The sequence below is a fragment of the Mesorhizobium sp. WSM4887 genome (genome assembly GCF_029625865.1).
Classification (GTDB): Bacteria; Pseudomonadota; Alphaproteobacteria; order Rhizobiales; family Rhizobiaceae; genus Mesorhizobium.
Genome location: NZ_JARTVP010000003.1, coordinates 538,406 through 561,699 on the forward strand (window position 1 = coordinate 538,406; position 23,294 = coordinate 561,699).

Here is a 23,294-nt window from a genome sequence, read left to right on the forward strand (position 1 = left end):
GTAGGCGAGCAAGGGATTTTTCAGGCATGGATCTCAGCGATCTCATCAGCGTCCCGGCTATCATGCCGGCGTTGAAGGCGAATTCCAAAAAACAGCTTCTGCAATTGCTGTCGGAGAGGGCGGCGGCGATTTCAGGCATTCCGGAGCGGGAAGTGTTCGACACCATCCTGCAGCGTGAGCGGCTGGGCTCCACCGGCGTCGGCAACGGCATCGCCATTCCGCATGGCAAGCTCGCAGGGGTCAAGCGGATCGCAGGCGTGTTTGCCCGGCTGGAGGCGCCGGTCGATTTCGAGGCGCTCGACGACCAGCCGGTCGACCTGGTGTTTCTGCTGCTTGCGCCCGAAGGCGCCGGCGCCGACCATCTTAAGGCGCTGTCGCGTATCGCGCGCGTGCTGCGCGATGGCGATACGGTGGCCAAGATCAGGGGGACGCGCGACGCAGTGGCGATCCACGCGCTGCTGTCGGACACTCAAGCCTCGCACGCGGCCTGAAGTTTGGGTGAAGCTGGTCTTTGGATAAACCCGGTTTTTGGGATAAAACCTTGAGGGGCCGCCGGGAGCGGCCCTTTCCAATTCAGGCAACGACCCCAAATTCAAATAGTGATTGGGGTCAATGGATGGCGACCGTGGTCAGGTCGTTCTCCAGCGCACCCGCCAGGGCCCGGTCACGGGCATCGGAAAGCAGGATCGGCTGACCGTTGGCGGCAAACAGCGCCCACAGTTCCAGCCCGGGCGCGATTTCGCCGAGGCCGGGGAAGCGGCCGCGCAAATCGTCGCTCGATATTTTCCTCAGATATGCGACCGAACCTTCGCCGAGATGGGCGAATTCGCCGCTGGTCATGGTCAGGGTTTCGTCAATTCTGGTCATTACAAGCCTCCTTGGCGCAAGGACGCCACTTCCGGCCGTCCCGCATTAGAGCCATCGGCAAAGATCAGTCTTTCACCGATATGTTTATTTTCCGTACCAGCCGCTCGGCCTCCGGACGGTCGAGATCGATCGACAAAAGGCCGTTCTTCAATTCCGCGCCGACCACCCGCATGCCGTCGGCCAGCACGAAGCAGCGCTGGAACTGGCGTGCGGCGATGCCGCGGTGGAGGAACTCGCGCTCGGTGTCGTCGGTCTGACGGCCGCGCACGATCAGCTGGTTTTCCTCGGTGGTGACATCGAGGTCGTTCTCTGCGAAACCCGCCACGGCAAGCGTGATGCGCAGCCTTTCCGCCTTGCCGTCCGAGGCGCCCAGACGCTCGATGTTATACGGAGGGTAGCTGTCGCCCGACTTCGCCAGACGTTCGAGCGTCTTTTCCATGGCGTCGAAGCCCAGAAGAAGCGGGCTGGAGAAGGGCGTCATTCGACTCATTGTTACACTGTCCTCTTAAGAGCGACACAAACCGGAAAAACCCGGATGGCATTTTTCCCGATGGTCTTGATATGGTCCGCCGCGCGATCAAGTTCAAGCCGTCAAAACCCCGCCCAAAAAGACTCCCCAAAGGAATTGAAATGCCCCAGTCACGAAAGATCATTATCGACACGGATCCCGGCCAGGACGATGCCGTCGCCATATTGCTGGCGCTCGGCAGCGCCGAGCTGGAGGTCGTCGGCATTACCGCCGTTGCCGGCAACGTGCCGCTGAAGCTCACGGAGAAGAATGCGCGCAAGATCTGCGAGCTCGGCGGCCGGCCCGACGTCAAGGTCTATGCCGGCGCCATCCGCCCGCTGGCGCGCGAGCTGGTCACCGCCGAGGACGTGCATGGCAAGACCGGCCTCAATGGACCCCAGCTGTCCGAGCCGACCATGCCGTTGCAGGAGCAATACGCGGTCGATTTCATTGTCGAGACGCTGATGCGCGAGGAAGCGGGCACGATCACGTTGTGCCCACTCGGGCCGCTCACCAACATCGCGCTGGCGCTGATCCGCGAGCCGCGGATCGCGCCGCGTCTCAAGGAGATCGTGCTGATGGGCGGCGGCTTTTTCGAGGGCGGCAACGTCACGCCTGCCGCCGAATTCAACATCTACGTCGACCCGCAGGCGGCGGATTTGGTGTTCAAGTCGGGCGTTCCGATCGTGATGATGCCGCTCGACGTCACCCACAAGGCACTGACCTCGGCCAAGCGCATCCAGGCCTTCCGCCAGCTCGGCACCAAGGTCGGCACCGCAACCGCCGAGATGCTGGAGTTCTTCGAGCGCTTCGATGAGGAGAAATACGGCACCGACGGCGGGCCGCTGCACGATCCGTGCGTGATCGCCTATCTCATCAAGCCGGAGCTGTTCAAGGGTCGCCGCTGCAATGTCAGCGTGGAGACCAGCTCCGAGCTGACCATGGGCATGACGGTGATCGACTGGTGGGGCGTCACCAAGCGCGAGAAGAACGCCATGGTCATGCGCGATATCGACCACGATGCGTTCTTCGCGCTGCTGGTGGAGCGGCTGGGGCGGCTCACCTGACTGTCAAAGCGGCCAAGCGAGCACACGTCGTCACCCGTTGAGCAACCGATAGGTGTCGACACCGTGCTTGTGGTGCTGTCGCTCGATGGGAAGGACGGAGCCGACAAGATGGGGGTCGCCTCACATCGTCGTCGACAGATATCCGTGTGTTGTCGTCATCAAGGCGCAGATCGTAGGTGTAGTATAGATTGTGGCCGATCGTGCCGTACGGATTGATGGGCTTCACCCTGACGTATTCGACCACGCCCATCACGCGTTGAGTGGCGATGACCGGATTGGCCTGAAGCTCAACGATGGCGATGGATTCGTAGCCGCAAATGCGCAGAAGAAAGCGACGCCGATCACGGCGTCGCTGTACTCGTATTGCCAAATAAGCAAGCGATTCCGGAAGGAAACGTTTGACTTGTTCATCCTGAAGAAGTGTGCTGCCAAGCACAACTATTCAATAGGCGTCAAAAATAACTGCGACCAGAGTATTCGCTCTCATTTCGCCTTGGAGAACGCCAGCCAGAGCCCGCCGCCGACCAGGAAGCTGCCGCTGATCCGCGACATCAGCTTAACGCGGCTGGCCGAGAGCATGCGCCCGGCGCGGCCGGCGGCAAGCGCGTAGGTCGAATCCGACATGGCGGCGAAGACCATCGCGGTCAGGCCCGTGACCACGATCTGCAGCGTGTAATTGCCCTGTGGCGCGATGAACTGCGGGAAGAAGGCGCCGAAGAAGACAAGCGTCTTCGGATTGGAAATCGCCACCAGGAAACCCTGCAGGAAGAAGCCGCCGCGCGGTTTCTTGGCAGATCCATCGGGGTTCAGGGCTCCCTTGGCGCGGAGCATCTGCACACCCATCCAGATGAGGTAAGCCGCACCGATCAGCCGCACCCATTCGAACCAGTGACCCATGCCGGCGATCAGCGTGTTGAGGCCGATGCCGACGATGGCGATCATGATGGCGAGCCCCGCCTGGGTGCCGGCGACATTGGCAAGCCCGGCGCGCGAGCCATGGCGGATGCTGTTGGCGATGATCAGCGTGACCGTCGGCCCGGGTACCAGGACGATGACGATGCAGGCGACGACATAGGCGGCGTAGAGTTCCAGCGACATGTTTTCCCTCGAACAGGATCGCGCCGACAGGCGCGGAGCGCGATCAATGCACGGAGTTGACGCGGGCGCAAGCGCCAGCCGGTTGAGCCCGTCAGGCAGCCCCCGCCGGCCAGGGCAGCGTCGCCTCATAGGCGGCGCCGGCCTGGAGGACCGCCAGGTCGCCGCGCGGCTGGCCGATCAACTGCATTCCCATCGGCCGGCCCTTGCCGTCGAAGCCGACCGGCACGTTGAGCGCCGGACAACCGCCGAGCGTGGCAAAGGCGGAGACCTGCATCCAGCGGTGATAGCTGTCCATCGGCCGCCCGGCGATCTCGCGCGGCCAATGCGTCGAGACCTCGAAGGGGAAGACCTGGGCGGTCGGCAGCACGATAAGGTCGAAGCGCTCGAACAGCGACAGCAGCGTGCGGTGCCATGAGGTGCGCCGGACCGAGGCGGCATGGATCTGGGGCGCGGTAAGGCGCATCGCCTGCTCAACTTCCCAAACGGCCTCCGGCTTCAGCAGCCTGCGCTTTTCCGGATCGTCACAATGCGCCTTCAGTCCGCAGCCGCTGCTCGCCTGGCGCAACGTCACAAAGGCCTGCCAGAGCGCTTCGAAGTCGGCATCCGGCACCAGCGTTTCGCTGTGGAACGCGGCGTCCGCGAAGCGGGCGAGGGCAGTCTCGCACAGGTCGAGAATGCCTGGCTCCATCGGCAGATGGCCGCCGAAATCGCCGAGCCAGGCGATGCGGCCGCCGGTGGCTTTCTCCCGCAGGCCTTCGAGAAACGAGCCCTGCTTGTCATGCGACAATGGCGCCCGCGGATGATAGCCGGCCTGCTCATCGAGCAGCAGCGCGATGTCGCGCACATTCCGGCCCATCGGCCCTTCGACGCCCATCTGGGCGTGGAAGACATCGATGTCGGGGCCGGCCGGCACCAGCCCTTGCGAGGGGCGGAAGCCATAGACGTTGTTGTAGGCCGCCGGATTGCGCAGCGAGCCGCCGAAATCGCTGCCGTCGGCGACCGGCACCATGTCGAGCGCCAGCGCCACCGCCGCGCCGCCGCTCGAGCCGCCGGCGGTGAGCGTCGGATCGAAGGCATTGAGCGTCGGACCGAAGACCGGATTGTAGGTGTTGGAGCCCAGCCCGAATTCCGGAACATTGGTCTTGCCGATGATGATGGCGCCGGCCTTGCGCAGGCGCTCAACGAAGAAATCGTCCTCTTGCGGGACGAAATCGGCGAAGATCGGCGAGCCGAAGGTTGTTCTTAAGCCCTTGGTCAGGGCGAGGTCCTTGATGGCGATCGGCAGGCCGAACAGCGATCCGGCCGCGCCGCCCCGTGCCAAATGGGCGTCGGCCCTGTCGGCTTCCGCCAGGATATCGGCGCGCTCGCGCAGCGACACGATGGCGTTGACCAGCGGGTTCACAGCATCGATGCGGTCGAGAAAGGCGCTGACGACCTCGCGCGCCGACAGACGGCGCTGCCTGATCGCGTCGGTAAGCTCTACGGCGGACAAGCGACAGATGTCGCTGGCCGGCGGCACGGCGTGGTTGGTCGACGGGCGCATCGCCGTCACCGAGCGGCCAAGGCCGCGTCGACATCCTTCGCCAGCGGAATCGCCGGCTGCGCACCCGGCTTCAAGCAAGCGAGCGAGCCTGCCGCCGCGGCGCGCGTGAGCGCCTGTTCGAGCGGGAGGGCGGACGACAGGCCGGCGCCGAAATAGCCGCAAAAGGTGTCGCCGGCGCCGACCGTGTCGACCGGAGTTATCTTCAGTGCCGGGACGGTGAGGAAATGGTCGGGAGTGGCGGCCAGCACGCCGTCGCCGCCGAGCGTCACGACGATGGCGCGGCCTGTCTTTTGAGCATAGTCGCGCATCCGCGCCTCCCGGTCGTGGCCGGTGAGCGCCAGCGCCTCGCCATAGAGGTCGAACTCGGTCTCGTTGGCGACGGCGTAGTCGGCCTTGCCGAGAAAGCCCGCCGCCTCGGGGCGGAAAGGCGCGGTGTTGAGCACGCTGACGGCACCCGCCGCGCGGGTTGCATCGAGCGCCGCTTCGACCGTGGGCAGCGGGATCTCGTGCTGCAAAAGCACGACATCGCCCTTCTTCAGATACGCCTTCGCGATGTCGCCGGGCAGTACAGAATCGTTAGCGCCCGGCACGACGGCGATCACATTCTCGCCGTCGGCGCCGACCAGGATGAGCGCTGTGCCGGTGGAGGCGAAGCTCTCGCCGACGCCGGAAAGATCGACACCGCCGGCCTTCAGCAGCGCCAGCGCTTCGGCGGCAAAGCTGTCCTTGCCGACGGCGCCGACCATGCGCACCTCAGCGCCTGCGCGGGCCGCGGCCAGCGCCTGGTTGGCGCCTTTGCCGCCGGGAGCGGTGGCAAAGCCGGAGCCGCGGACCGTCTCGCCGGGTCCAGGCAAACGGTCGACATTGGCGATCAGGTCGAGGTTGATCGAGCCGACGATGATGATCAAGAAAGGCCTCCTGCACGAGCGGGCGAGCCTTCGATCGAAGGCCGATGCCGCAAGTCCTTGCATTTACGCAGTTGCTTGCGCGGGAGGCTAGCCGCAAAGACCGTCTATTGCCAGATCAAGCCGGTTGTGCGCCGCACCGGCCCACAGCATCATTCGCAGCGCACCGTCACCGTGCCCTGGTAGTTGCCGGCCGGGAAGATGCCCGGCGATTTCGTGGCCGTGAGATCGACCTGCATGGTGTGAGTGCCGTTGGTCACCCGCTGCGGCGAACTGCCCGGGATGTCCGCGCCTGAGCCATCGAGGCGGAAGACGGTGGCGAAGGTGACGTCGGTGTCGCCGCCGCTCGGCGCGGACGTGAAGACAATCGGCGCCGGTGCCGAGACGGAATAGCAGTCGAGCAGGTTGAGGATCGTGCATAGCGTCGCATTCGCGGTGATGGTGGCGCCGGCGCTCGACCCGCCCGCCTGCCTGGAGCCGAAGATATTGATGGCGGGGTTCGATTTCATCGTTCCCGAGGCGCTGATCATGATGGTGCAAGTGCCGATGATCGCCGCCGAAGCCGGGAGCGAGTAGCTTGCAAGCGCAGCCACCGCGGCGATCAGCGCGCGGCTATTTCTTTTTCTTTTTCTTGTCATTGCCGGTTGTGCCTCTGATGCTCCAGCCCTCGTTAGCCCATCCAGTCGATGCGGCAGCGGAGGCGGTCGCGGGATTGGGAGCAGCCACGCTTCCCGTCTGGCCGTCGGCGCCGAGACCCATCTTGAGCAGCTTCAATTCGAGCTGCAGGCGCTCGACCTCGAGTTCGTAGAGGCGGCTGCAATCCACGCGCTTCGGCGTCCGCCCGATCGGGACCACCACGCGGCCGTAAGTGGCGAGGTCGCTGTTCGACTGGCTGTTGCTGTTGCCGCGGATGACGCCGACGTCCAGATAGGCGCCGCTGCCGGAAACGGCCGAGCGGCAGGTCGTGCCGTCGGAAGCATGAACCTCGTCCTGGCCCTGGGGCAGGGTGACGCCGGGCAAGGTGAAGCCCGTCTGCAAGCGTCAGAACCTGCGATGCCCGAAGAACTTTCCGCATATCTGTGCCCTTAGCAAATGCGGCTCAATACAGAGGTATCATCCGTTTATCGTGGTTAATTTAGCGTTAAACAAGATAACGACTGCAAACAATTCAAAAATACAACCGGCGAAACCTGAGGTTGCCTCCGGTTGCATTTCCCGATATTTCGGATGTATTGTTTCGATTATACTTACCTATATTCAGATCCACGGTTTTTCGCAATGGCGCGCGGAAAAAACGAGGTTTCAGGACGCCATTTGTCCCGCCTCCCAGCCGAGGATGGCGCGCTTGCGTGTCAGGCCCCAGTGATAGCCGGTGAGCGCGCCGGACTTGCCCAGCGCGCGATGGCAGGGCACCACGAAGGACATGGGGTTGGCGCCCACCGCGGCACCCACGGCCCGGCTGGCGCTCGGCGCGCCGATGCTTGCCGCGATCGAGGAATAGGTGCAGGCCCTGCCCATCGGAATGCGCAGCAGCGCCTCCCAGACGCGCAGCTGGAAGTCGGTACCGATCATCACCACGCGCAGAGGCTGGTCCGCACGCCATTTGGTCGGATCGAAGACGCGCGCGGCATAGGGCTGGGTGGCCGACATGTCCTCGACGTAAGCTGCGTTCGGCCAGCGGCCGGACATATCGGCGAAGGCAGCCCGCTCGCCGCCGGCGTCGCAGAAGGCCAGGCCGGCCAGCCCGCGATCGGTGACCATGATCAACGCAATGCCGAAGGGCGAGATATGATAGCCGTAGCGGATGGTCAGGCCGGCGCCACGGGTCTTGTAGTCGCCGGGTGACATCGCTTCGTGCGTGACGAAGAGATCGTGCAGCCGGCCGGGGCCCGACATGCCGAGCTCGAACGAGGTTTCGAGCAGCGGCATGCCGGAATCAAGCAGCCTGCGCGCATGGTCGAGCGTCACCGCCTGCAGAAAGGCCTTGGGCGACAGGCCGGCCCAGCGCGTGAACAGTTTCTGCAGGCCCGTCGGCGTCTCGCCGACCGCCTCGGCCAGAACCTCCAGCGAGGGCTGGTCGCGATAGTCGAGGCTGATCTTCTCGATGGCGCGGCGCACGATTTCGTAGTCGCTGCCCACGGGCGTGATGTCGTTCTGCAGGATCGCTGACGGTTCCATCCGGGTATTCATGGTCATCTGGGCGTTCATGGCAATATCTCCCATGGCTATCTGCTCGGCCGCGAATATCGGTCTTCCCGCGCATTGCCACCACCCGAAACTTGCCTTCCTCCGGCCCCTACCCAGATCGAGCAGGCTTCGAGCCGAAGGGCGATGACGGCCGGCGAAAAGATAGTTTGACCGGGGTAAGGCAGACCTTGCTGATGACGCTCTACGGCGAGGCGCCGGAGCGCCGTGCCAGTTCAACGCGCCCTGGCGGTCGCCAGTGCGCGCGAAAAGGCAGCAGCAAAGCTTTCGCGGGAACCGGGATCCAGGAAAGACCCGATCGAAACGCTTTCGCCTTGCGCCTCGACGGCCATGTTGGTGATGCCGATCTCGGCATGGCGGGCGATCGAAAAGCGGGCCCAGAACGGGTTGAAGCGATGATCCTCGAAGCGGCCCGACGGCGCCGTTTTGCGGATGTCAAGCCTGGTGCGCGAGACCGATATTTCCTCACGGGCGCGGGCCGCCCGGTAATTGACGCGAAAGGCGATGTAGACGGCGACCACGTCCAGCCCCAAGAAGCCGAAGACCGGCCATGCGCCATGTGCCAGGAAGATCGCGCCGGTGATCGCCCAGCCGAACATCAGCGCGCCCATCAATATCAGAAAGCCGGTCCGACCGAGGGAGCGATGCGGCGTCAGCAGGGCCTGGAAGAATGGCTTGTCGGCTTCGAACGAGGCGTTTGTGTCGCTCATAGGGAAATATTATAGGAAGGGAATGGCGCCGCCCAAGTCCAAAAAATCCTTCCCCGTCAAAAAGCCGTCGGCCTCCGCCTCAGGCGGCAGTGCAAAAGCAAAGACGCCCTCCCGGAAGGGCGGGCTGCGCTCGCTTTACACGCCCGCCGAGGTGCATGAGATCTTCCGGCGTTTTTCCGTGCAGCGGCCCGAGCCGAAGGGCGAGCTCGACTATGTCAATCCCTTCACGCTGCTGATCGCGGTGGTGCTGTCGGCGCAGGCGACCGATGCCGGCGTCAACAAGGCAACGAAGCCGCTGTTTTCGGTCGCCGATACACCGCAGAAGATGCTGGCGCTCGGTGAGGCCAAGGTCGGCGACTACATCCGCACCATAGGCCTGTGGCGCAACAAGGCAAAGAACGTGGTCGCGCTCTCGAAGGCACTGATCGACGACTATGCCGGCAACGTGCCCGAAGATCGGGACGAGCTGGTCAAGCTGCCGGGCGTGGGACGCAAGACCGCCAATGTCGTGCTCAACGTCGCCTTCGGCCAGCACACGATGGCGGTGGACACGCATATCTTTCGCATCGGCAATCGTATTGGATTGGCGCCCGGCAAAACGCCCGAACAGGTTGAGCAGGGGCTCTTAAAAGTCATCCCCGCCGAATACATGCGGCACGCCCATCACTGGCTGATCCTGCATGGCCGCTATGTCTGCAAGGCGCGCAAGCCCGACTGCCCGGTCTGTGTCATCGCCGATATCTGCAAGTCAAAGGAAAAGACCACCGACCTGCCGGCGCCGCTGATCGAGCTCGCGCCGCTCGACGAAACTGAGGACCGAGCTATTGGTGTCAGCTAGGCAGAGTGTAGCGGATAGCGCCAGCCGACGGCGCCTCGGCCCAAACGCCGAATTAGTTCTCCTCCACAAACACCTCTTCACGCTTCTTCTTGACCGCGGGCAGGAAGACGATGACGAGCACGGCGAGCGCGATGAAGAGCAGGCTGGCGCTGATCGGTCTCGTCACGAAGGTGCTCGGGTCGCCGCGCGACAGAATCATGGCGCGACGCAAGTTTTCCTCAAGCAACGGGCCGAGCACGAAGCCGAGCAGCAGTGGCGCGGGTTCGCAGCGCAGCTTGGTCAGGAGGTAGCCGAGCAATCCAAAGAAGGCGACGGCGTAGAGGTCGTAAACATTGGTGTTGACGCTGTAGACGCCGATCGAGCAGAACGCCATGATGATCGGAAACAGCACGTAATAGGGGATCGTAAGGAGCTTCACCCAAAGCCCTATCAGCGGCAGGTTGAGGATGATCAGCATCAGGTTGCCGATCCACATTGAGGCGATGATGCCCCAAAACAGCTCCGGCTGTTCGGTCGCGACATTGGGGCCGGGCACGATGCCCTGGATGATCATCGCGCCGATCATCAGCGCCATTACCGGATTGGCCGGAATGCCAAGCGTCAGCATGGGAATGAAGGAGGTCTGCGCGCCGGCATTGTTGGCCGATTCCGGCCCGGCGACCCCTTCGATGGCGCCCTTGCCGAACTCCCCCGGGTTTTTCGATACGCGCTTTTCGACCGTGTAGGAGGCAAAGGCTGCAAGGATCGCGCCGCCTCCCGGCAGGATGCCGAGCGCCGAACCAATGATCGTTCCGCGCATGATAGGCGCGGCCATGCGCCGAAAATCCTCGCCGGTGGGCATGAGGCCGGAGACTCTTCGGATCAGCACGGAGCGCTCATGCTCGTTCTCGAGGTTGCGCAGGATCTCGGCGACGCCGAAGACGCCGACCGCTACCGCGACGAAATTCAGCCCGTCGGCATATTGCGTGATGCCGAGCGTGAAGCGCGGCGTGCCGGTATAGATGTCGGTTCCGACAATGCCGAGCAGCAGGCCGAGCACAACCATGGCTAGCGCCTTGACTATCGAGCCGTGGGCGAGCGCGACGGACGAGACGAGGCCGACGACCATCAGCGAAAAATACTCGGCCGCGCCGAATTCCAGCGCCATCGCCGTCAGCGGCGGAGCAAAGATGGCGACCAGGAAGGTCGACACCGTGCCGGCAAAGAACGAGCCTATCGCAGCAATCGCGAGTGCCGCCCCGGCGCGGCCGTTCTTTGCCATCTGGTAGCCGTCGATTGCGGTGACGGCTGACGAGGATTCGCCGGGCATATTGATGAGAATGGCGGTGGTGGAGCCGCCATATTGCGCGCCGTAATAGATGCCGGCGAGCATGATGAGAGAGGAAACCGGGTCGCCTATCTGGAACGTAATCGGCAAGAGCATGGCGATGGTTGCGGTGGCGCCGATGCCGGGCAGGACGCCGATCAGCGTGCCGAGAAGGACGCCGATCAGACAGAAACCGAGATTGGCCAGCGATGTCGCCGTCGAAAAGCCGAGCACCAAGTTGGCGAGGAGTTCCATGGTCGTCTCCTCACAATGGCAGCCACGGGCCAAAGCGTCGGAACGGCAGGCCGAGTGCGTAGCTGAAGACGAGTGATGCAAACAGCGTCAGGCCGGCCGACAACACGAGCGCGGTCAGCGGTTTCATGCGGGCGCTGGCAAAGGATGCGATCAGCGCCGTCAGGAAGATCGACGGGATGAAGCCGAGACCGCGCACCGTCAGGCCGAAGAAGATCGGAGCGGGGAGGATGAGCAGCATGCCGCGCCACGCAATGTGGCCGATCGCCTCGCTCTCGAAGCGCACTGCCTCGACGAGGATGATAACGCCAAGCAGGAGCAGCACGATCGCCAGGACCAGCGGGAAATAGCCCGGTCCCATGCGGAAGGCGGTGCCGATTTCGAGGCCGAGCGACTGCAGCGCGAAAAATGCGCCGAAGGCGATGAACAGCGCGGCGCATATGCCGTTGGTCGTGTCGATTGCGAAGGGCTTCATCACGTTCCTCTCAGGTGCGCACCCCGGGCGCGCCGTTGCAACGCAAAACGGGGCCGAAGCAAAAACGGGGCGCCGATCGCGCCCCGTCCAAAACCTCAGTCGGCGTACTGGCCGGCGGCTTCGATGATCGGCTTCCAGCGCCCGATCTCGCTTTCAAGCTTGGCCTTCAGCGCCGCCGGTGTCGCGTCGGCTTCGGGCGACGGCTTGGTGCCGAGTTCGGCGAAGCGGGCGGCGACGTTCTGATCCTTCAGCGCGACCTGCAGCGATTTCGACAGGCGTCCGGTGATCTCGGCCGGCGTACCCTTTGGTGCGTAGAGGCCGTGCCAGATGCTGACCTGCACCTCGGGAAGGCCGCCTTCCGTCGTCGTCGGGACGTCCGGCAGCACATCGAGGCGTTCCGGCGAGGTGACGGCATAGGCCTTGATCGTGCCGCCCTGGATCTGCTTGGTGGTGTTGGTCGTCTGGTCGCACATCATGTCGACCTGGCCGCCAAGAAGATCGGTCATGGCCGGGCCGGTGCCCTTGTAGGGCACGGTGACCAGCGGCGTACCGATGGCGCTCATGAACAGCATGCCGCACAAATGCGAGGCCGCACCGATCCCGGCATTGGCGACGGTGACAGTGTCCTTGTTGGTCTTGGCGTACTCGACCAGTCCCTTCAGATCGGTCGGCTCAAGGTCCTTGCGGCCGACGACGGTCATTGGCACCTCGGTGACGAGGCCGACATATTCGAAGGCGTTGAGCGTGTCGTATGCGAGCTTTCTGTACAGCGTCGCGCTGGTCGCCATGCCGATGTGGTGGAGGAGCAGCGTATAACCGTCCGGGTCAGCCTTCGCGACGCGGCCCGCGCCCAGCGTGCCGCCGGCACCGCCGACATTCTCGACGATGACCTGCTGGCCGAGATCCTTCGACATGGCTTCGGCGATGAGGCGTGTGACCGTGTCGGTCGGGCCGCCGGCCGCAAACGGCACCACCACGGTGATGGTGCGTTCCGGATAGGTCTGCGCGCCCGCGGCGAACGGATAAAGCGTGATGGCCGCTGCGGCAGCCAGAGCGGCAACAAATTTTCTCATTGTGACTTCCTCCCAGAGTATGAATCTCCAGCCACCGCGCGAAATTCCTCTCGGCGACGGCTGTGGATGCAATAGCAACTAGTGCAGGCTAGCAGATTGCAATCGGACTCAAACGGCAAACCGCAATTATCTACAAATCACCCGCAAGATGGATGGAAAAGATCTGGGTCGGATGATGGATCGCGGGATGTCGACATCTGACGACGGTACGTTGGCGGATGCCGGTTGCTGCCCGATCCCTGCTCTTCCTCGGTTCTATTCTAATAACCGTAGCCGCGCGCCATCGCCGCCGCAAAGACCGGGATGAGCAGGAAGATGAAGCCCTCGGCGCGGACATAGTTCTTCACCGAGGCGAGCTCCGCCGCCGGAACCGAGAAGGATGGATTGCCGCTCGCCTGCCTGCTCCAGGAGATGAAGCGCACGGTCGGGATGATCGACAGCAGGCCGACGATGATGAAGGCCATCATCTTTGCCCAGAACACCCAGTTGAAGACGTAGAACTCCCAGCCTTTCAGGCCGAAGAACACCCGGCAGATGCCGATGATGACGATCAGCGCGGCGATGATGCCGTAGTGGCGGTCGATGCCGACAACGCGCTTGAGCGTCGTCGCCCCCAACTCGCCGCGCACCAGCACGAACTCGGCGCCAATGATGCCGGCCAGCGAGAACACCAGAAGATGATGGGCGATCGCCAGCAGAAGGTCGGTGGTGTCCATTATCTTTCCTCGTTTTCAGACGGCGCCGCGATATCGCTGAATCAGCTTCGTCCCAAGACTAGCATCGCCTGTCGAGAATCCCACACGCCGAAATGTCAGCCGGTCAATGACCGCGCTCATCTACTTGCGTCGCTGGAGGATGCCCCGGGCGATCCTGGCCCTTGTTCGAACGTGCAGGTTTGCTAAGCGCTGCCGCTCAAAGGAGAGGACTGCGATGAGCGTTGCAAGGGAAGCCGGGGTGCCGATCCTCGAGACGGCGCGGACCGTCCTGCGGCCGCACCGGCTCGACGATTTCGAGACCTATGTCGCGATGTGGGCGGACCCGGGGGTCACCCGCTTCATCGGCGGCAAGCCGCGCACCCGCGAGGAAAGCTGGATGCGTTTCCTGCGCCATGCCGGGCTGTGGTCGCTGCTTGGCTATGGGTTCTGGGCGATCGAGGACAAGGCGACTGGCCGCTTCCTCGGCGAGGCCGGCTTCCATGATCTGAAGCGCGAGATCGAGCCCTCGATCGAAGGCGTGCCGGAAGCCGGCTGGGCTTTAGCTTCGGGTGCGCATGGCCAGGGGCTTGCAAGCGAAGTCGTCGGGCGCATCGTCGCCTGGGGTGACGAGGCGTTCGGGCGAGCCAGGACCGTCTGCATCATCGATCCCGAAAATGGCGCCTCGCTCAAGGTCGCAGATAAGAACGGCTATCGCGAAATCCTGCGGACCACCTATCACGACAAGCCGACGATCCTGCTGGAGCGGTGGGCCGGAGGGGCAACAGCCTAGAGGGCAATGCCGGGTTCGTCCGCCTCCGGTGCTGACGCGCTTCTGGGATCAGCGTTTGGCCTTGGACCTGTTCAGGGCCACCGCTGCTCGCACGAGAGCCTTGAACGCTTCCTGGTCGATCTCCTCGCCTTCGCGAAAATCGATGGCGCGCCTTGTGTTGCCTTCGAGGCTGGAGTTGAAGAGACGTGAGGGATCCGGCAGCGCCGCGCCCTTGGCGAAGGTCAGCTTGACGACGGCCTTGTAGGTCTCGCCGGTGCAGATCATTCCGGCGTCCTCCCAGACCGGCACGCCGCGCCACTTCCATTCCTCGGTGACGTCCGGATCGGCATCCCTAATCAGGGCGCGCAGCCGGCCGAGCATCTCGCCCCGCCAATCGCCCAATTCCGCGATACGGCCATCGATCAGCTCGGAAGGAGACTTGCTTTCCTGCACGCCGATTTTCTCCATATGTGTCCTCCTTCAACACCCGCTAGACGGATCGCCATGATGCCTCGTCGGGCGGACCGTGAGTGACCGATAATGCGCTTACATTCGTTCGCCAGGCAATTGACTTGCCTGTTTCACCCAGGAGACGAATTGCGCTTCGTCGAGCTGGTCGTCCTCATGGATGTGAAAATAGCGCGTGTCCTTGCTCTTGGATTCGCCGGGCGGCACCGGCTTCAGCGACATGCCGCGAAAGAAGGCCACTTTGACGTATCTGGTGAAACAGTGAATGCCGAGAAACCAGCCTTCGCCGTCCATGCCGTAAAACGGCGAGTTCCATTTGACGGCCTTCTGCACGTCGGGGACGGCCTGCATGATAAGTTGGTCGAGCCGGCGGCCTACCTCGCTCTTCCAGCCCGGCATCGCCGCGATATAGGCCTGCACGGGAGCGTCACCATACCCCTTGGCGATCTGCGGGTTGCCGCCCGAAAGCAGGACGGGTTTTTCCCCCGACGGCCTGGCTGCAACCTTTGCCGATTTCGCTTTTGCCATCAGGCCGGTCCGGCGCGCTCGCGCGCCGGCCCACCGCGCCACCTTGCGGCATAGGGCAGCACGAACATGTAGAGGCCGCTGAACAACAGCAGGAAAAGCGGCAGGAGCGGCGAATAGACCACCCAGGCCGGCGGCTCGCCCAATGCCATGGCGACGAAGTTGGCGATGACGGTCACGGTAAAGATGATCGACAGCCAGCGATGCAACTGCCTGATCCACTTGCTCCAGTCCAATGCTTCCTCCTCTGAAAGAACCAATGAACGCTGGGCCTACCAGCGTGCCAGCTGCGTCATCTGGATGAGGTTGCCGCAGGTCCTCACTCGATCCGCGAAAGCACCTGCTCCAAGGCCGCAAAGAACCTCGGCCAGCCAACGGTGGCGCCCCGGAAATACGGCTCCTGGTCAGTTCGGAAGCCCGTCTGCTCCATGCGCAGGCGAGTGCCGGCGCCGGTCCGGGTCAGCGTCCATGTGACGACGCTCTCTAGATCCTTGGTGTCCCATGTGTAGCAAAGCGTCTTGTTTGGCTCGACTGTCTGGACCTGGCACTCGACACCGCCCCAGTCCGCGCTCAGTTCGAAACGGTGGTCTACGACCGGCTTGAAGTTGTTCTTCATCAGCCACTCCTCGATGAGATGCGGCTGGGTCAGTGCCCGCCAGATCTTTTCCGGCGGATAGGGAATCTCGCGCTCGACGACAACGGAGCGCGTTCCGGCCGGCATATCGTTCATTGATCCATCCTCTGCAGCAGATCCTCGAGATCGTCGAACCGGCTCTCCCAGAACCCGGCCATATCGCGAGTCCAATCCATTAGCGGCGCCAGCGCGCCAAGCTGTGCGCTGTAATGGGTCTGGCGACCCTCGTGGCGGTCGCGCACCAGTCCGGCTTGCTTGAGCAGGCCGAGATGTTTCGACACCGCCGGCTGCGAGACACCGGCCTCAGCCGTCAGCGCGCCGACCGTCTGCTCGCCTTGCCGGCACAGACGCTCGAAGATGGCGCGCCTTGTCGGATCGGCAAGCGTCCGGAACAGCATATCGTGTGCGTTCGTCATCTGGATCGATAACTCAATGGCTATTGATTGACGTATAACCAGTGAGATATGTGTGAGTCAAGCAGAGCCTAGAGGGCGGAAGCTTAGGGCGGACTGGGTCACCCTATCCTTGCGGACCCGTCCCCAACATCCGCTTCCGCGTCAGCGCTTCCAGAACTCGCGGTGTGGTGCGAGCAGCTCGTCCGCGACTTCGGGGAAGGGGCCAAACACCTCGATCTTTTTCTGCCCGGAGTCGAGCACGGCGCGCGAAGAAAGGCTCATCGTCGGATTCTCCGCGTGATCGCCGGTGAGCGCCAGAAGCTGGGTCTCCTCGAAGCCGTAAACCAGCCGGCCGATATTGGCCCAGTAGAGCGTTCCGGTGCACATCGCGCAGGGCTCGCCGGTTGAGACGAGCGTGCAGGTCCAGAGAAACTCCGGCGAATAGGCAGTCGCCGCGCGTCGCGCAAGTTCGGTTTCGGCGTGATGGACGGTGTCGATATTGCCTTGGCGCATGAGGATGGCGTCGTCGGGGCCGACCAGCACCGCACCGAATGGATGATGACCGTGCGCCGCCGCCTCGCGCGCCGCGGCGTCGGCGGATCGGAGATGGGCGAGCATCTGATCGCGGGTCATGGCAAAACCTATCGCGCAGCCATCCACCCGATGAGCGGCCCTTCGAGCCGAGATTGGTGCCAAGGGACGCGATTGGCAAGAGCTAACCGTCGCTTGAGCGTCCACCTGCCCGAAGCTCGGCGACATTGGCCTGCTGCGTGCCGGAAACTCGAATTTGATGCTCGCCAAAACCCGGATCCGTTGTGGGCTCCGGCGGCGTGTCGAGGCTTGCCGCATCCAGCATGGATGCATCTTCGCCAAAAGCGCGGGTGGCGCGGGCGGCAGCTTCGAGCAGCGGCCGCTTCATGCGGGTGAGGAAGGCCGCGTCGACCCGCGTGTTCGGACCGGCGAGCGTGAGCACGCCGAGCAGTGTCCGTCCCGGCCCGAAGACAGGGGCGGAGATGCCGGCAGTCTGCGGATCGCGGTCACCGATTGAAATGTAACTATAGGTTTTCCGGATCGTCTCGTAAGGCTCGCCCTGCTCTCCCGAGAACGCGGCCAGCACCCGGCCGCCGGAACCAACCAGCAAGGGCAGCACGTCACCTTCCCGTATCGTGTAACGGATCGGGTGCTTGGACTCGACCCGGTAGAGACAGGTGCGCACGTCGCCCGAGCGGACATAGAAGGCGACGCTTTCCCAACTCCGCTCGGAGAGATCGCGCATGATCGGCAACAGGATATCCATCGCCACGAGCGAGCGCTGGTAAAGCGCGCCAAGCCTGAAGGTCGCCGGTCCGATGCGATAGCGTCCGTCCTCCAGGCGCTCCAGCAATTGCCCGCGCATCAGCGAGGTGGCCAATCTGAGGATCGTGCTCTTGTAGAGACCGGTTCGGGCCGCGATTTCGGCGAGGCCGAGCGACCGGTCGGCAATGGTGAACGCGTCGAGGATGGCGATTGCCCGGTCGAGCGCGGCAACGCCGTCGGCCGGAGCCTGGCTTGGAGGGAGGTCTGTCATTGCGGTGACGATTTCATCGTGGTCGCCCATCCGGGAATGACCCTGGACATGCGGATTTAGTCCGATCCGATGCGTTCTGTCCAGCAGAATGGCATTCCCGTTGACAGAACGCGGTAACAAATGCTTGAACTCGAATGCGGGTCTTAATTCAGGCCACGTCTTGGCAGGCACCGGAGGAGGTGTCGTGATTTGGAGGAATCCCATGCTGAACAGACGCAGATTCTTGTCGACCACCGCCGCCGGCTTCGCGGCTTTGCATTTCGGAGCCGCCTTTGCGCAGGACGCCCCGCAAATCCAAATCTTCGTGCCGGCGGCCCCCGGCGGCGGCTGGGACCAGACCGCGCGCACGATCGATCAGGTGCTGCGCTCCGAAAAGCTGATCTCCGGCTCGCAGATCACCAATGTCGGTGGCGCCGGCGGCACGGTCGGCCTGCCGCAATTCGTCAACCAGTGGAAGGGCAAGGGCAACGCGCTGATGGTTGCCGGCATGGTCATGGTTGGCGCCATCATCGCCAACAAGGCCGCCAACAATCTCACCGAAGTGACGCCGATCGCGCGCCTCACCGGCGAGTTCGAGGCGCTGGTGGTGCCGGCAGCCTCGCCGTTCAAGACGGCCAATGATTTCGTCGCGGCGCTGAAGGCGGATCCGACGAAGGTTCCGGTGGCCGGCGGTTCGGCCGGCGGTTCCGACCACATCCTTTTCGGCCTGATCGCCAAGACGGCCGGCGTGCCTGCCGCCAACCTGTCCTATGTGCCGTTCGCCGGCGGCGGCGAGGCGCTGTCGGCGCTGCTCGGCAACCAGGTCGCGGCCGGCATTTCCGGCTATGGCGAATTCTCCGAGCAGGTCAAGGCGGGCGCGCTCCGGCTGCTGGCGATCTCGTCGGACAAGCGTCAGGAAGGCATCGACGCGCCGACATTGAAAGAAGCCGGCATCGACGTCGAATTGTTCAACTGGCGCGGCGTCTTTGCACCCCCCGGCGTTTCCGACGAAGACAAGGCGGCGATGATCAAGATGGTCGAGACCATGGCGAAGAGCGAGGCCTGGGCGACCGAGTGCAAGAACCGCAACTGGACGCCGATTCTGCTGACCGGCGACGATTATGCCAAGTTCGTCGCCGAGGACACGACACGCATCGGCGCGATCCTCAAGGATCTCGGCCTCGCCTGATCGCCTCCTGCCTGACCTCGAAGGAGGCTGCATCGCCTTCTTCGAGACAGCGGACATGCGACGGTTCAATGAAACTGCGGCGAAGCCGGCAGTGGAAGGCCGGCTTCCGGGGAGGAGATCATGAGCACCAGCGACCAGCAGGCGTCACCGCCGCGCCTTGCCATACCCGAATTGCTGATCGGCGTCGGGCTTCTTGCCTGCGCCGGGGCCGTTGCCTGGCAGACCCTGGCGATCCCGGTTTCGCCGCTCTATTCCAAGGTCGGCCCGAAGGTCTTCCCCTACATGACCATGGCCGGCATGGTGATCCTGTCGCTGCTGCTCATCGTCGCCGCCCTGCGTGGCGGCTGGCAGCCGGACGAGGAAAAGGAGACGCCGACCGACTGGAAGGCGATGGGTTTCGTAGTCGCGGGGCTCGTTGCCAATCTCGTGCTGATCCAGCCGCTCGGCTTCACAGCCGCCTCGGTGATCATGTTCGTGCTGGTCTGCTTCGGCTTCGGCAGCCGGCATCCGCTGCGCGATGCGCTGCTTGGCCTGATCTTGGCGCTGGCTGCCTATTTCGGATTCGCCAGAGCGCTCGGCGTCAATATAGGGGCCGGCCTGATCGAGAACCAGCTCAACGCGTTGATCAGCGCCCTCGTCGGCATGGGAAGGGGCTGAGGACGATGGACACGCTCGGTTATCTCGCGCACGGATTTGCGGTCGCCTTCACGCCGACCAATCTCTTGTGGTGCCTGCTCGGCACGACGCTCGGAACCGCGATCGGCGTGCTGCCTGGCCTCGGGCCGGCGCTGACCATCGCGCTGCTTTTGCCGATCACCTACCAGGTGGCGCCGGAAGCTTCCTTCATCCTGTTTGCCGGCATCTATTACGGGGCCATGTATGGCGGCTCGACGACATCGATCCTGCTCAATACACCGGGCGAAAGCGCCACCATCGTCACCGCGCTCGAGGGCAACCGGATGGCGCGTTCGGGCCGCGGCGGCGCGGCGCTCGCGACTTCCGCGATCGGCTCGTTCGTCGCCGGGACCCTCGGCACGCTGGGCGTCGCCTTCCTGGCGCCGATCGTGGTCAAGCTGGCGCTGGCTTTCGGGCCGGCGGAATATTTCTCGCTGATGGTGCTCGCCTTCATCACCGTTTCGGCGGTGCTCGGCTCGTCCTCTGTGCGTGGGCTTACCAGCCTGTTCGTCGGCTTCGTCATCGGCATGATCGGCGTCGACCTGCAGACCGGGCAGCCGCGCTTCACCTTCGGCATGGGCGAGTTGCTCGACGGCGTCGACGTCATCGTCGTAGCGGTCGGCCTCTTTGCGGTCGGCGAGACCCTCTACGTGGCCTCGCGCCGCTATGCCGGGAAGGACGAGATCGTGCCACTGAGGGGCTCGCTCTACATGACTGCTTCCGAATGGGCGCGCTCGTGGAAGCCGTGGCTCAGGGGCGCGGCAATCGGCTTCCCGATCGGCGCCCTGCCCGCCGGCGGGGCCGAGATCCCGACCTTCCTCTCCTATGCCATCGAAAAGAAGCTTTCCAAGCACAAGGAGGAGTTCGGCACGGTCGGCGCCATCGAAGGCGTCGCCGGGCCGGAGGCTGCCAACAACGCGTCGGCTGCCGGCGTGCTGGTGCCGATGCTGACGCTTGGCCTGCCGACCTCGGCAACGGCGGCGATCATGCTGTCGGCCTTCCAGAGCTACGGCATCAATCCCGGACCGCTGCTGTTGACGACGCAGGCCAATCTCGTCTGGGGCCTCATCGCCAGCCTGTTCATCGCCAACGTCATCCTCGTAATCCTCAACCTGCCGTTGATCGGCCTTTGGGTACGATTGCTCAAGATCCCGGCGCCGCAGCTCTATGCCGGCATTCTGGTGTTCGCCACCGTCGGCACCTACGGCATCTCGCAGTCGCCGATCGATCTCATCATCCTCTATCTGCTGGGCGCGGCGGGTTTCCTTATGCGCCGCTTCGATTTTCCGACGGCGCCGGTCATCATCGGCATGATCCTCGGGCCGCTCGCCGAGACGCAGTTCCGCCGGGCGATGACGATCGCCAATGGCGACTGGACGGTGTTCTACCGGCACCCGCTCTCGCTGACGCTATTAACGCTCGCCTTCATCGGTCTGGTCGGCCCGCATATCTGGGCCTGGATCGAACGCCGGCGCACGCGCGGACCAGAGCATGTGCCGGGCGATGCCTGACCGATCTGGAGCATCATGACAGACCTGCTTTCCGGCATACGCGTCCTCGACCTCACCAATGTGCTGGCAGGTCCTTACTGCGCCTACCAGCTGGCGCTGCTCGGCGCCGACGTCATCAAGGTCGAGGCGCCGCCGGGCGGCGATCTCGCGCGCCAGCTTGGCGCCTCGCCGGAGCTCAACAAAGCCGGCATGGGTGCATCCTTCCTGGCGCAGAACGCTGGCAAACGATCGGTGGTGCTCGACCTGAAGCAGGAGGCCGACCGCGAGCGGTTCCTCAACCTGGTCGCCACGGCGGACGCACTGGTCGAGAATTTCCGGCCGGGCGTGATGGATCGGCTCGGCCTCGGCCACGAGAAGCTGAAGGAGGTTAGGCCAAGCCTCGTCTATTGCGCGATATCGGGTTTCGGCCAGACCGGCCCGATGCGCGGCAACCCGGCCTATGATCAGATCATCCAGGGGCTGTCCGGGATCATGAGCATCACCGGCACGCCGGAAACGGCGCCGCTGCGCGTCGGCTATCCGGTCGCCGACACGCTGGGCGGGCTGGTGGGGGCCTTCGCTATCGCTGCGGCGCTGGTGCGGCAGAAGACCAGCGGCGAAGGCGCCTTCCTCGACGTGTCGATGCTCGAATGCACGCTATCGGCCTTGGGATGGCCGGTGTCGAACTATCTGACGGCGGGCGTTGAGCCTCAAGCCATGGGCAACGAGAACATGACGGCCGCGCCCTCCGGCGCGTTCCGCACCGGCGAGGGCCTGCTCAACATCGCCGCCAACAAGCAGGAGCAGTTCGTGACCCTTTGCGGCTTGATCGGCCGCCCAGAGTTGGCTTCGGATCCGCGCTTTGCAGAACGCGAGACGCGCAAAGAGAACCGGGCAGCGCTGAAGCCGCTTATCGAAGACGCGCTTGCCGGCGCTCCTGCGGCGGTCTGGGAAGAAAAGCTCAACCGCGCCGGCGTGCCGGCCGGGCGGGTGCTGACGATCCCGCAAGTGCTGCAGGAACGCCAGGTCACCGAGCGCCGCATGACGACGCGCTTCCAGGAGATACCCGGAATGGAGAAGCCGCTCACGGTGGTGCGCGGCGGCTTTATGGTCGACGGTGCGGCTCCCGTGCCAGCCGGCCCTCCGCCACGTCTTGGCGCGCATATGGACGACGTGTTCGCCAGCTTGCCGGCGCGCGGCAAGGGGAGGGCGCGGGCATGAGCGCGGACAAAAAGACCGGCCGCGACCGCGGCGAGGAGTGGTGGCGGACCGGCATCATCGAGATGCAGCCCGGCGTGATCCGGCTGCGCGGCTACCAGATCCAGGATCTGATCGGCCGGGTCAGCTTTCCGGCGATGATCTGGCTTATGCTGCGCGGCGAATTGCCGGGCGACGATCAGGCGGCGCTGCTCGGCATCGCGCTCGGGGCCGCCGTCGACCACGGCCCGCAGGCGCCGTCGATCGCGATCGCGCGCATGGCGGCGACCTGCGGCGTCGGCATCAACAACGCCATGGCCTCCGCCATCAATGTGCTGGGGGACGTGCATGGCGGGGCCGGCGAGCAGGCGCTTTCCTTCTATGGCAACATCGCCGCCGCAATCGATGGTGGCGCGAGCCTCGCCGAAGCGGTGAGTGCGCGGCTCGACCGGTTCTTCGCCGAGGAAAAGGGCTACGTGCCCGGCCTCGGGCATCGCTTCCACCCGATCGATCCGCGGGCGCCACGCCTCATCGAACTGACGCGCGACTTCGCCGGTCGCGGCGTCGTCAGCGGGCGCTTTGCCGACATTGCCGAGGCGATCGAGGCGGAGGTGGCGACACGCAAGGGCAAGACGATCCCGCTCAACATCGATGGCGCCACGGCCGTCATCTATGGCGAGCTTGGCTTCCCGCCGCCACTGACGCGCGGCCTCTTCGTGCTGTCGCGCTCGGTAGGCATACTGGCGCATGCCTGGGAGCAATCACAGGAGAGCGACCGCAACAAGGGACCTCTGCCCAAAGAATGGCTGTGGGCTTATAGCGGCACCCCGGCACGGCCGTTTCCTGGCGACTCCGATTAGAGCG

At 64.1% G+C, this 23,294-nt stretch carries 29 protein-coding genes; 9 read left to right on the forward strand and 20 right to left on the reverse strand.

All coding sequences use genetic code 11. The features are described 5' to 3' along the window. The first annotated feature begins 26 nt into the window (after positions 1 to 26). Positions 27 to 491: a PTS IIA-like nitrogen regulatory protein PtsN gene (gene ptsN, locus P9230_RS16215; RefSeq protein WP_067004043.1), complete on the forward strand. Its 465-nt coding sequence runs from the start codon at positions 27 to 29 to the stop codon at positions 489 to 491. A gap of 118 nt (positions 492 to 609) precedes the next feature. On the opposite strand, the gene P9230_RS16220 is transcribed toward ptsN, so the two are convergent. Both P9230_RS16220 and P9230_RS16225 read right to left on the reverse strand, forming a co-directional pair. Next, on the reverse strand, positions 610 to 867 hold the full coding sequence (locus P9230_RS16220) for a DUF1150 family protein (protein WP_067318876.1): 258 nt from the start codon (positions 865 to 867) through the stop codon (positions 610 to 612). Positions 868 to 931: 64 nt separating this feature from the next. After that, entirely contained in the window at positions 932 to 1,357 is a 426-nt protein-coding gene (locus P9230_RS16225; protein WP_067004038.1) for an Hsp20 family protein, read from the reverse strand. Positions 1,358 to 1,497: 140 nt separating this feature from the next. On the opposite strand from P9230_RS16225, the gene P9230_RS16230 reads away from it, so the two are divergent. Beyond that, positions 1,498 to 2,442 (forward strand): nucleoside hydrolase, encoded by a 945-nt coding sequence (locus tag P9230_RS16230; RefSeq protein WP_127239699.1) that lies wholly within the window; start codon positions 1,498 to 1,500, stop codon positions 2,440 to 2,442. Between the two features lie 483 nt (positions 2,443 to 2,925). Here the strand turns inward: P9230_RS16230 and P9230_RS16235 are convergent, their stop codons facing one another. The 7 genes from P9230_RS16235 to P9230_RS16265 all read right to left on the reverse strand — a co-directional run bounded on the left by P9230_RS16235 (position 2,926) and on the right by P9230_RS16265 (position 8,903). Next, on the reverse strand, positions 2,926 to 3,540 hold the full coding sequence (locus P9230_RS16235; protein ID WP_067318869.1) for a LysE family translocator: 615 nt from the start codon (positions 3,538 to 3,540) through the stop codon (positions 2,926 to 2,928). Between the two features lie 91 nt (positions 3,541 to 3,631). After that, positions 3,632 to 5,083 carry an amidase gene (locus P9230_RS16240; RefSeq protein WP_278119909.1) on the reverse strand — a complete coding sequence of 484 codons (1,452 nt, stop codon included), beginning with the start codon at positions 5,081 to 5,083 and terminating at the stop codon, positions 3,632 to 3,634. Between the two features lie 5 nt (positions 5,084 to 5,088). Further along, positions 5,089 to 5,991, reverse strand: a complete 903-nt coding sequence (locus P9230_RS16245; protein ID WP_278119911.1) for a ribokinase — start codon at positions 5,989 to 5,991, stop codon at positions 5,089 to 5,091. A 149-nt stretch (positions 5,992 to 6,140) separates the two neighbouring features. Further along, positions 6,141 to 6,626, reverse strand: coding sequence for a hypothetical protein (locus P9230_RS16250; RefSeq protein WP_278087057.1), 486 nt, complete (start codon positions 6,624 to 6,626; stop codon positions 6,141 to 6,143). Next, on the reverse strand, positions 6,601 to 7,026 hold the full coding sequence (locus P9230_RS16255) for a hypothetical protein (protein ID WP_278087058.1): 426 nt from the start codon (positions 7,024 to 7,026) through the stop codon (positions 6,601 to 6,603). The genes P9230_RS16250 and P9230_RS16255 overlap by 26 nt, the downstream gene beginning before the upstream one ends. A gap of 264 nt (positions 7,027 to 7,290) precedes the next feature. Then, the gene (locus P9230_RS16260) at positions 7,291 to 8,196 is read right to left on the reverse strand and encodes a methylated-DNA--[protein]-cysteine S-methyltransferase (protein ID WP_164746661.1); all 906 of its coding nucleotides are present in this window, start codon (positions 8,194 to 8,196) and stop codon (positions 7,291 to 7,293) included. 212 nt (positions 8,197 to 8,408) lie between these two features. After that, positions 8,409 to 8,903, reverse strand: a complete 495-nt coding sequence (locus P9230_RS16265; RefSeq protein ID WP_095800560.1) for a DUF2244 domain-containing protein — start codon at positions 8,901 to 8,903, stop codon at positions 8,409 to 8,411. Positions 8,904 to 8,925: 22 nt separating this feature from the next. Here P9230_RS16265 and nth point away from each other — a divergent pair, with 22 nt between their 5' ends. Beyond that, a complete protein-coding gene (gene nth, locus P9230_RS16270; protein WP_127239703.1) occupies positions 8,926 to 9,741 on the forward strand; it encodes an endonuclease III in 816 nt (271 codons plus the stop codon). 52 nt (positions 9,742 to 9,793) lie between these two features. Here the strand turns inward: nth and P9230_RS16275 are convergent, their stop codons facing one another. The 4 genes from P9230_RS16275 to P9230_RS16290 form a co-directional block, all read right to left on the reverse strand. Further along, positions 9,794 to 11,302, reverse strand: a complete 1,509-nt coding sequence (locus tag P9230_RS16275) for a tripartite tricarboxylate transporter permease (RefSeq protein WP_278087059.1) — start codon at positions 11,300 to 11,302, stop codon at positions 9,794 to 9,796. A 10-nt stretch (positions 11,303 to 11,312) separates the two neighbouring features. Further along, on the reverse strand, positions 11,313 to 11,774 hold the full coding sequence (locus P9230_RS16280) for a tripartite tricarboxylate transporter TctB family protein (protein ID WP_278119914.1): 462 nt from the start codon (positions 11,772 to 11,774) through the stop codon (positions 11,313 to 11,315). A gap of 95 nt (positions 11,775 to 11,869) precedes the next feature. Beyond that, positions 11,870 to 12,847, reverse strand: a complete 978-nt coding sequence (locus tag P9230_RS16285; RefSeq protein ID WP_127324544.1) for a tripartite tricarboxylate transporter substrate-binding protein — start codon at positions 12,845 to 12,847, stop codon at positions 11,870 to 11,872. Positions 12,848 to 13,107: 260 nt separating this feature from the next. Continuing rightward, complete coding sequence (locus P9230_RS16290) at positions 13,108 to 13,563, reverse strand: DUF2214 family protein (protein WP_067318854.1); 456 nt, start codon at positions 13,561 to 13,563, stop codon at positions 13,108 to 13,110. A gap of 214 nt (positions 13,564 to 13,777) precedes the next feature. On the opposite strand from P9230_RS16290, the gene P9230_RS16295 reads away from it, so the two are divergent. Further along, positions 13,778 to 14,332 carry a GNAT family N-acetyltransferase gene (locus P9230_RS16295; RefSeq protein ID WP_278087061.1) on the forward strand — a complete coding sequence of 185 codons (555 nt, stop codon included), beginning with the start codon at positions 13,778 to 13,780 and terminating at the stop codon, positions 14,330 to 14,332. Positions 14,333 to 14,380: 48 nt separating this feature from the next. Here P9230_RS16295 and P9230_RS16300 read toward each other — a convergent pair whose 3' ends face one another. From P9230_RS16300 to P9230_RS16330, 7 genes are all read right to left on the reverse strand, one after another. Continuing rightward, on the reverse strand, positions 14,381 to 14,779 hold the full coding sequence (locus tag P9230_RS16300) for a DUF1801 domain-containing protein (RefSeq protein ID WP_127214050.1): 399 nt from the start codon (positions 14,777 to 14,779) through the stop codon (positions 14,381 to 14,383). A 78-nt stretch (positions 14,780 to 14,857) separates the two neighbouring features. Further along, complete coding sequence (locus P9230_RS16305; RefSeq protein ID WP_127247037.1) at positions 14,858 to 15,307, reverse strand: DUF1801 domain-containing protein; 450 nt, start codon at positions 15,305 to 15,307, stop codon at positions 14,858 to 14,860. After that, positions 15,307 to 15,540: a hypothetical protein gene (locus tag P9230_RS16310; protein WP_127214046.1), complete on the reverse strand. Its 234-nt coding sequence runs from the start codon at positions 15,538 to 15,540 to the stop codon at positions 15,307 to 15,309. Before P9230_RS16310 ends, P9230_RS16305 begins: the two co-directional genes overlap by 1 nt. Before the next feature lie 83 nt (positions 15,541 to 15,623). Beyond that, complete coding sequence (locus tag P9230_RS16315) at positions 15,624 to 16,034, reverse strand: SRPBCC domain-containing protein (protein WP_127247036.1); 411 nt, start codon at positions 16,032 to 16,034, stop codon at positions 15,624 to 15,626. Continuing rightward, positions 16,031 to 16,354: a metalloregulator ArsR/SmtB family transcription factor gene (locus tag P9230_RS16320; RefSeq protein WP_067003998.1), complete on the reverse strand. Its 324-nt coding sequence runs from the start codon at positions 16,352 to 16,354 to the stop codon at positions 16,031 to 16,033. Before P9230_RS16320 ends, P9230_RS16315 begins: the two co-directional genes overlap by 4 nt. Before the next feature lie 141 nt (positions 16,355 to 16,495). Beyond that, the gene (locus P9230_RS16325; RefSeq protein WP_067318844.1) at positions 16,496 to 16,966 is read right to left on the reverse strand and encodes a nucleoside deaminase; all 471 of its coding nucleotides are present in this window, start codon (positions 16,964 to 16,966) and stop codon (positions 16,496 to 16,498) included. Between the two features lie 82 nt (positions 16,967 to 17,048). After that, a complete protein-coding gene (locus P9230_RS16330) occupies positions 17,049 to 17,900 on the reverse strand; it encodes an IclR family transcriptional regulator (protein WP_278120039.1) in 852 nt (283 codons plus the stop codon). Positions 17,901 to 18,102: 202 nt separating this feature from the next. Between P9230_RS16330 and P9230_RS16335 the strand changes: the two genes are divergently transcribed. The 5 genes from P9230_RS16335 (at position 18,103) to P9230_RS16355 (ending at position 23,290) form a co-directional block, all read left to right on the forward strand. Then, positions 18,103 to 19,068, forward strand: a complete 966-nt coding sequence (locus P9230_RS16335; protein ID WP_127324492.1) for a tripartite tricarboxylate transporter substrate-binding protein — start codon at positions 18,103 to 18,105, stop codon at positions 19,066 to 19,068. A 120-nt stretch (positions 19,069 to 19,188) separates the two neighbouring features. Continuing rightward, positions 19,189 to 19,725, forward strand: coding sequence for a tripartite tricarboxylate transporter TctB family protein (locus tag P9230_RS16340; RefSeq protein ID WP_067318841.1), 537 nt, complete (start codon positions 19,189 to 19,191; stop codon positions 19,723 to 19,725). A 5-nt stretch (positions 19,726 to 19,730) separates the two neighbouring features. Next, positions 19,731 to 21,254, forward strand: a complete 1,524-nt coding sequence (locus P9230_RS16345) for a tripartite tricarboxylate transporter permease (RefSeq protein WP_127324493.1) — start codon at positions 19,731 to 19,733, stop codon at positions 21,252 to 21,254. Between the two features lie 15 nt (positions 21,255 to 21,269). Then, positions 21,270 to 22,454, forward strand: coding sequence for a CoA transferase (locus P9230_RS16350; protein ID WP_127324494.1), 1,185 nt, complete (start codon positions 21,270 to 21,272; stop codon positions 22,452 to 22,454). Then, entirely contained in the window at positions 22,451 to 23,290 is an 840-nt protein-coding gene (locus tag P9230_RS16355) for a citryl-CoA lyase (RefSeq protein ID WP_095800552.1), read from the forward strand. Before P9230_RS16350 ends, P9230_RS16355 begins: the two co-directional genes overlap by 4 nt. Positions 23,291 to 23,294 lie beyond the last annotated feature (4 nt).

Bases quoted from the DNA above. Each gene is read 5' to 3' on its own strand.
- P9230_RS16225 (WP_067004038.1), bottom strand. From the start codon at position 1,357: ATGAGTCGAATGACGCCCTTCTCCAGCCCGCTTCTTCTGGGCTTCGAC.
- P9230_RS16230 (WP_127239699.1), top strand. From the start codon at position 1,498: ATGCCCCAGTCACGAAAGATCATTATCGACACGGATCCCGGCCAGGAC.
- P9230_RS16300 (WP_127214050.1), bottom strand. From the start codon at position 14,779: ATGGAGAAAATCGGCGTGCAGGAAAGCAAGTCTCCTTCCGAGCTGATC.
- P9230_RS16240 (WP_278119909.1), bottom strand. From the start codon at position 5,083: ATGCGCCCGTCGACCAACCACGCCGTGCCGCCGGCCAGCGACATCTGT.
- P9230_RS16320 (WP_067003998.1), bottom strand. From the start codon at position 16,354: ATGACGAACGCACACGATATGCTGTTCCGGACGCTTGCCGATCCGACA.
- nth (WP_127239703.1), top strand. From the start codon at position 8,926: ATGGCGCCGCCCAAGTCCAAAAAATCCTTCCCCGTCAAAAAGCCGTCG.
- P9230_RS16220 (WP_067318876.1), bottom strand. From the start codon at position 867: ATGACCAGAATTGACGAAACCCTGACCATGACCAGCGGCGAATTCGCC.
- P9230_RS16325 (WP_067318844.1), bottom strand. From the start codon at position 16,966: ATGACCCGCGATCAGATGCTCGCCCATCTCCGATCCGCCGACGCCGCG.
- ptsN (WP_067004043.1), top strand. From the start codon at position 27: ATGGATCTCAGCGATCTCATCAGCGTCCCGGCTATCATGCCGGCGTTG.
- P9230_RS16275 (WP_278087059.1), bottom strand. From the start codon at position 11,302: ATGGAACTCCTCGCCAACTTGGTGCTCGGCTTTTCGACGGCGACATCG.
- P9230_RS16340 (WP_067318841.1), top strand. From the start codon at position 19,189: ATGAGCACCAGCGACCAGCAGGCGTCACCGCCGCGCCTTGCCATACCC.
- P9230_RS16305 (WP_127247037.1), bottom strand. From the start codon at position 15,307: ATGGCAAAAGCGAAATCGGCAAAGGTTGCAGCCAGGCCGTCGGGGGAA.
- P9230_RS16250 (WP_278087057.1), bottom strand. From the start codon at position 6,626: ATGACAAGAAAAAGAAAAAGAAATAGCCGCGCGCTGATCGCCGCGGTG.
- P9230_RS16345 (WP_127324493.1), top strand. From the start codon at position 19,731: ATGGACACGCTCGGTTATCTCGCGCACGGATTTGCGGTCGCCTTCACG.
- P9230_RS16260 (WP_164746661.1), bottom strand. From the start codon at position 8,196: ATGAACGCCCAGATGACCATGAATACCCGGATGGAACCGTCAGCGATC.
- P9230_RS16280 (WP_278119914.1), bottom strand. From the start codon at position 11,774: ATGAAGCCCTTCGCAATCGACACGACCAACGGCATATGCGCCGCGCTG.
- P9230_RS16330 (WP_278120039.1), bottom strand. From the start codon at position 17,900: ATGACAGACCTCCCTCCAAGCCAGGCTCCGGCCGACGGCGTTGCCGCG.
- P9230_RS16290 (WP_067318854.1), bottom strand. From the start codon at position 13,563: ATGGACACCACCGACCTTCTGCTGGCGATCGCCCATCATCTTCTGGTG.
- P9230_RS16315 (WP_127247036.1), bottom strand. From the start codon at position 16,034: ATGAACGATATGCCGGCCGGAACGCGCTCCGTTGTCGTCGAGCGCGAG.
- P9230_RS16235 (WP_067318869.1), bottom strand. From the start codon at position 3,540: ATGTCGCTGGAACTCTACGCCGCCTATGTCGTCGCCTGCATCGTCATC.
- P9230_RS16295 (WP_278087061.1), top strand. From the start codon at position 13,778: ATGAGCGTTGCAAGGGAAGCCGGGGTGCCGATCCTCGAGACGGCGCGG.
- P9230_RS16265 (WP_095800560.1), bottom strand. From the start codon at position 8,903: ATGAGCGACACAAACGCCTCGTTCGAAGCCGACAAGCCATTCTTCCAG.
- P9230_RS16335 (WP_127324492.1), top strand. From the start codon at position 18,103: ATGCTGAACAGACGCAGATTCTTGTCGACCACCGCCGCCGGCTTCGCG.
- P9230_RS16350 (WP_127324494.1), top strand. From the start codon at position 21,270: ATGACAGACCTGCTTTCCGGCATACGCGTCCTCGACCTCACCAATGTG.
- P9230_RS16285 (WP_127324544.1), bottom strand. From the start codon at position 12,847: ATGAGAAAATTTGTTGCCGCTCTGGCTGCCGCAGCGGCCATCACGCTT.
- P9230_RS16355 (WP_095800552.1), top strand. From the start codon at position 22,451: ATGAGCGCGGACAAAAAGACCGGCCGCGACCGCGGCGAGGAGTGGTGG.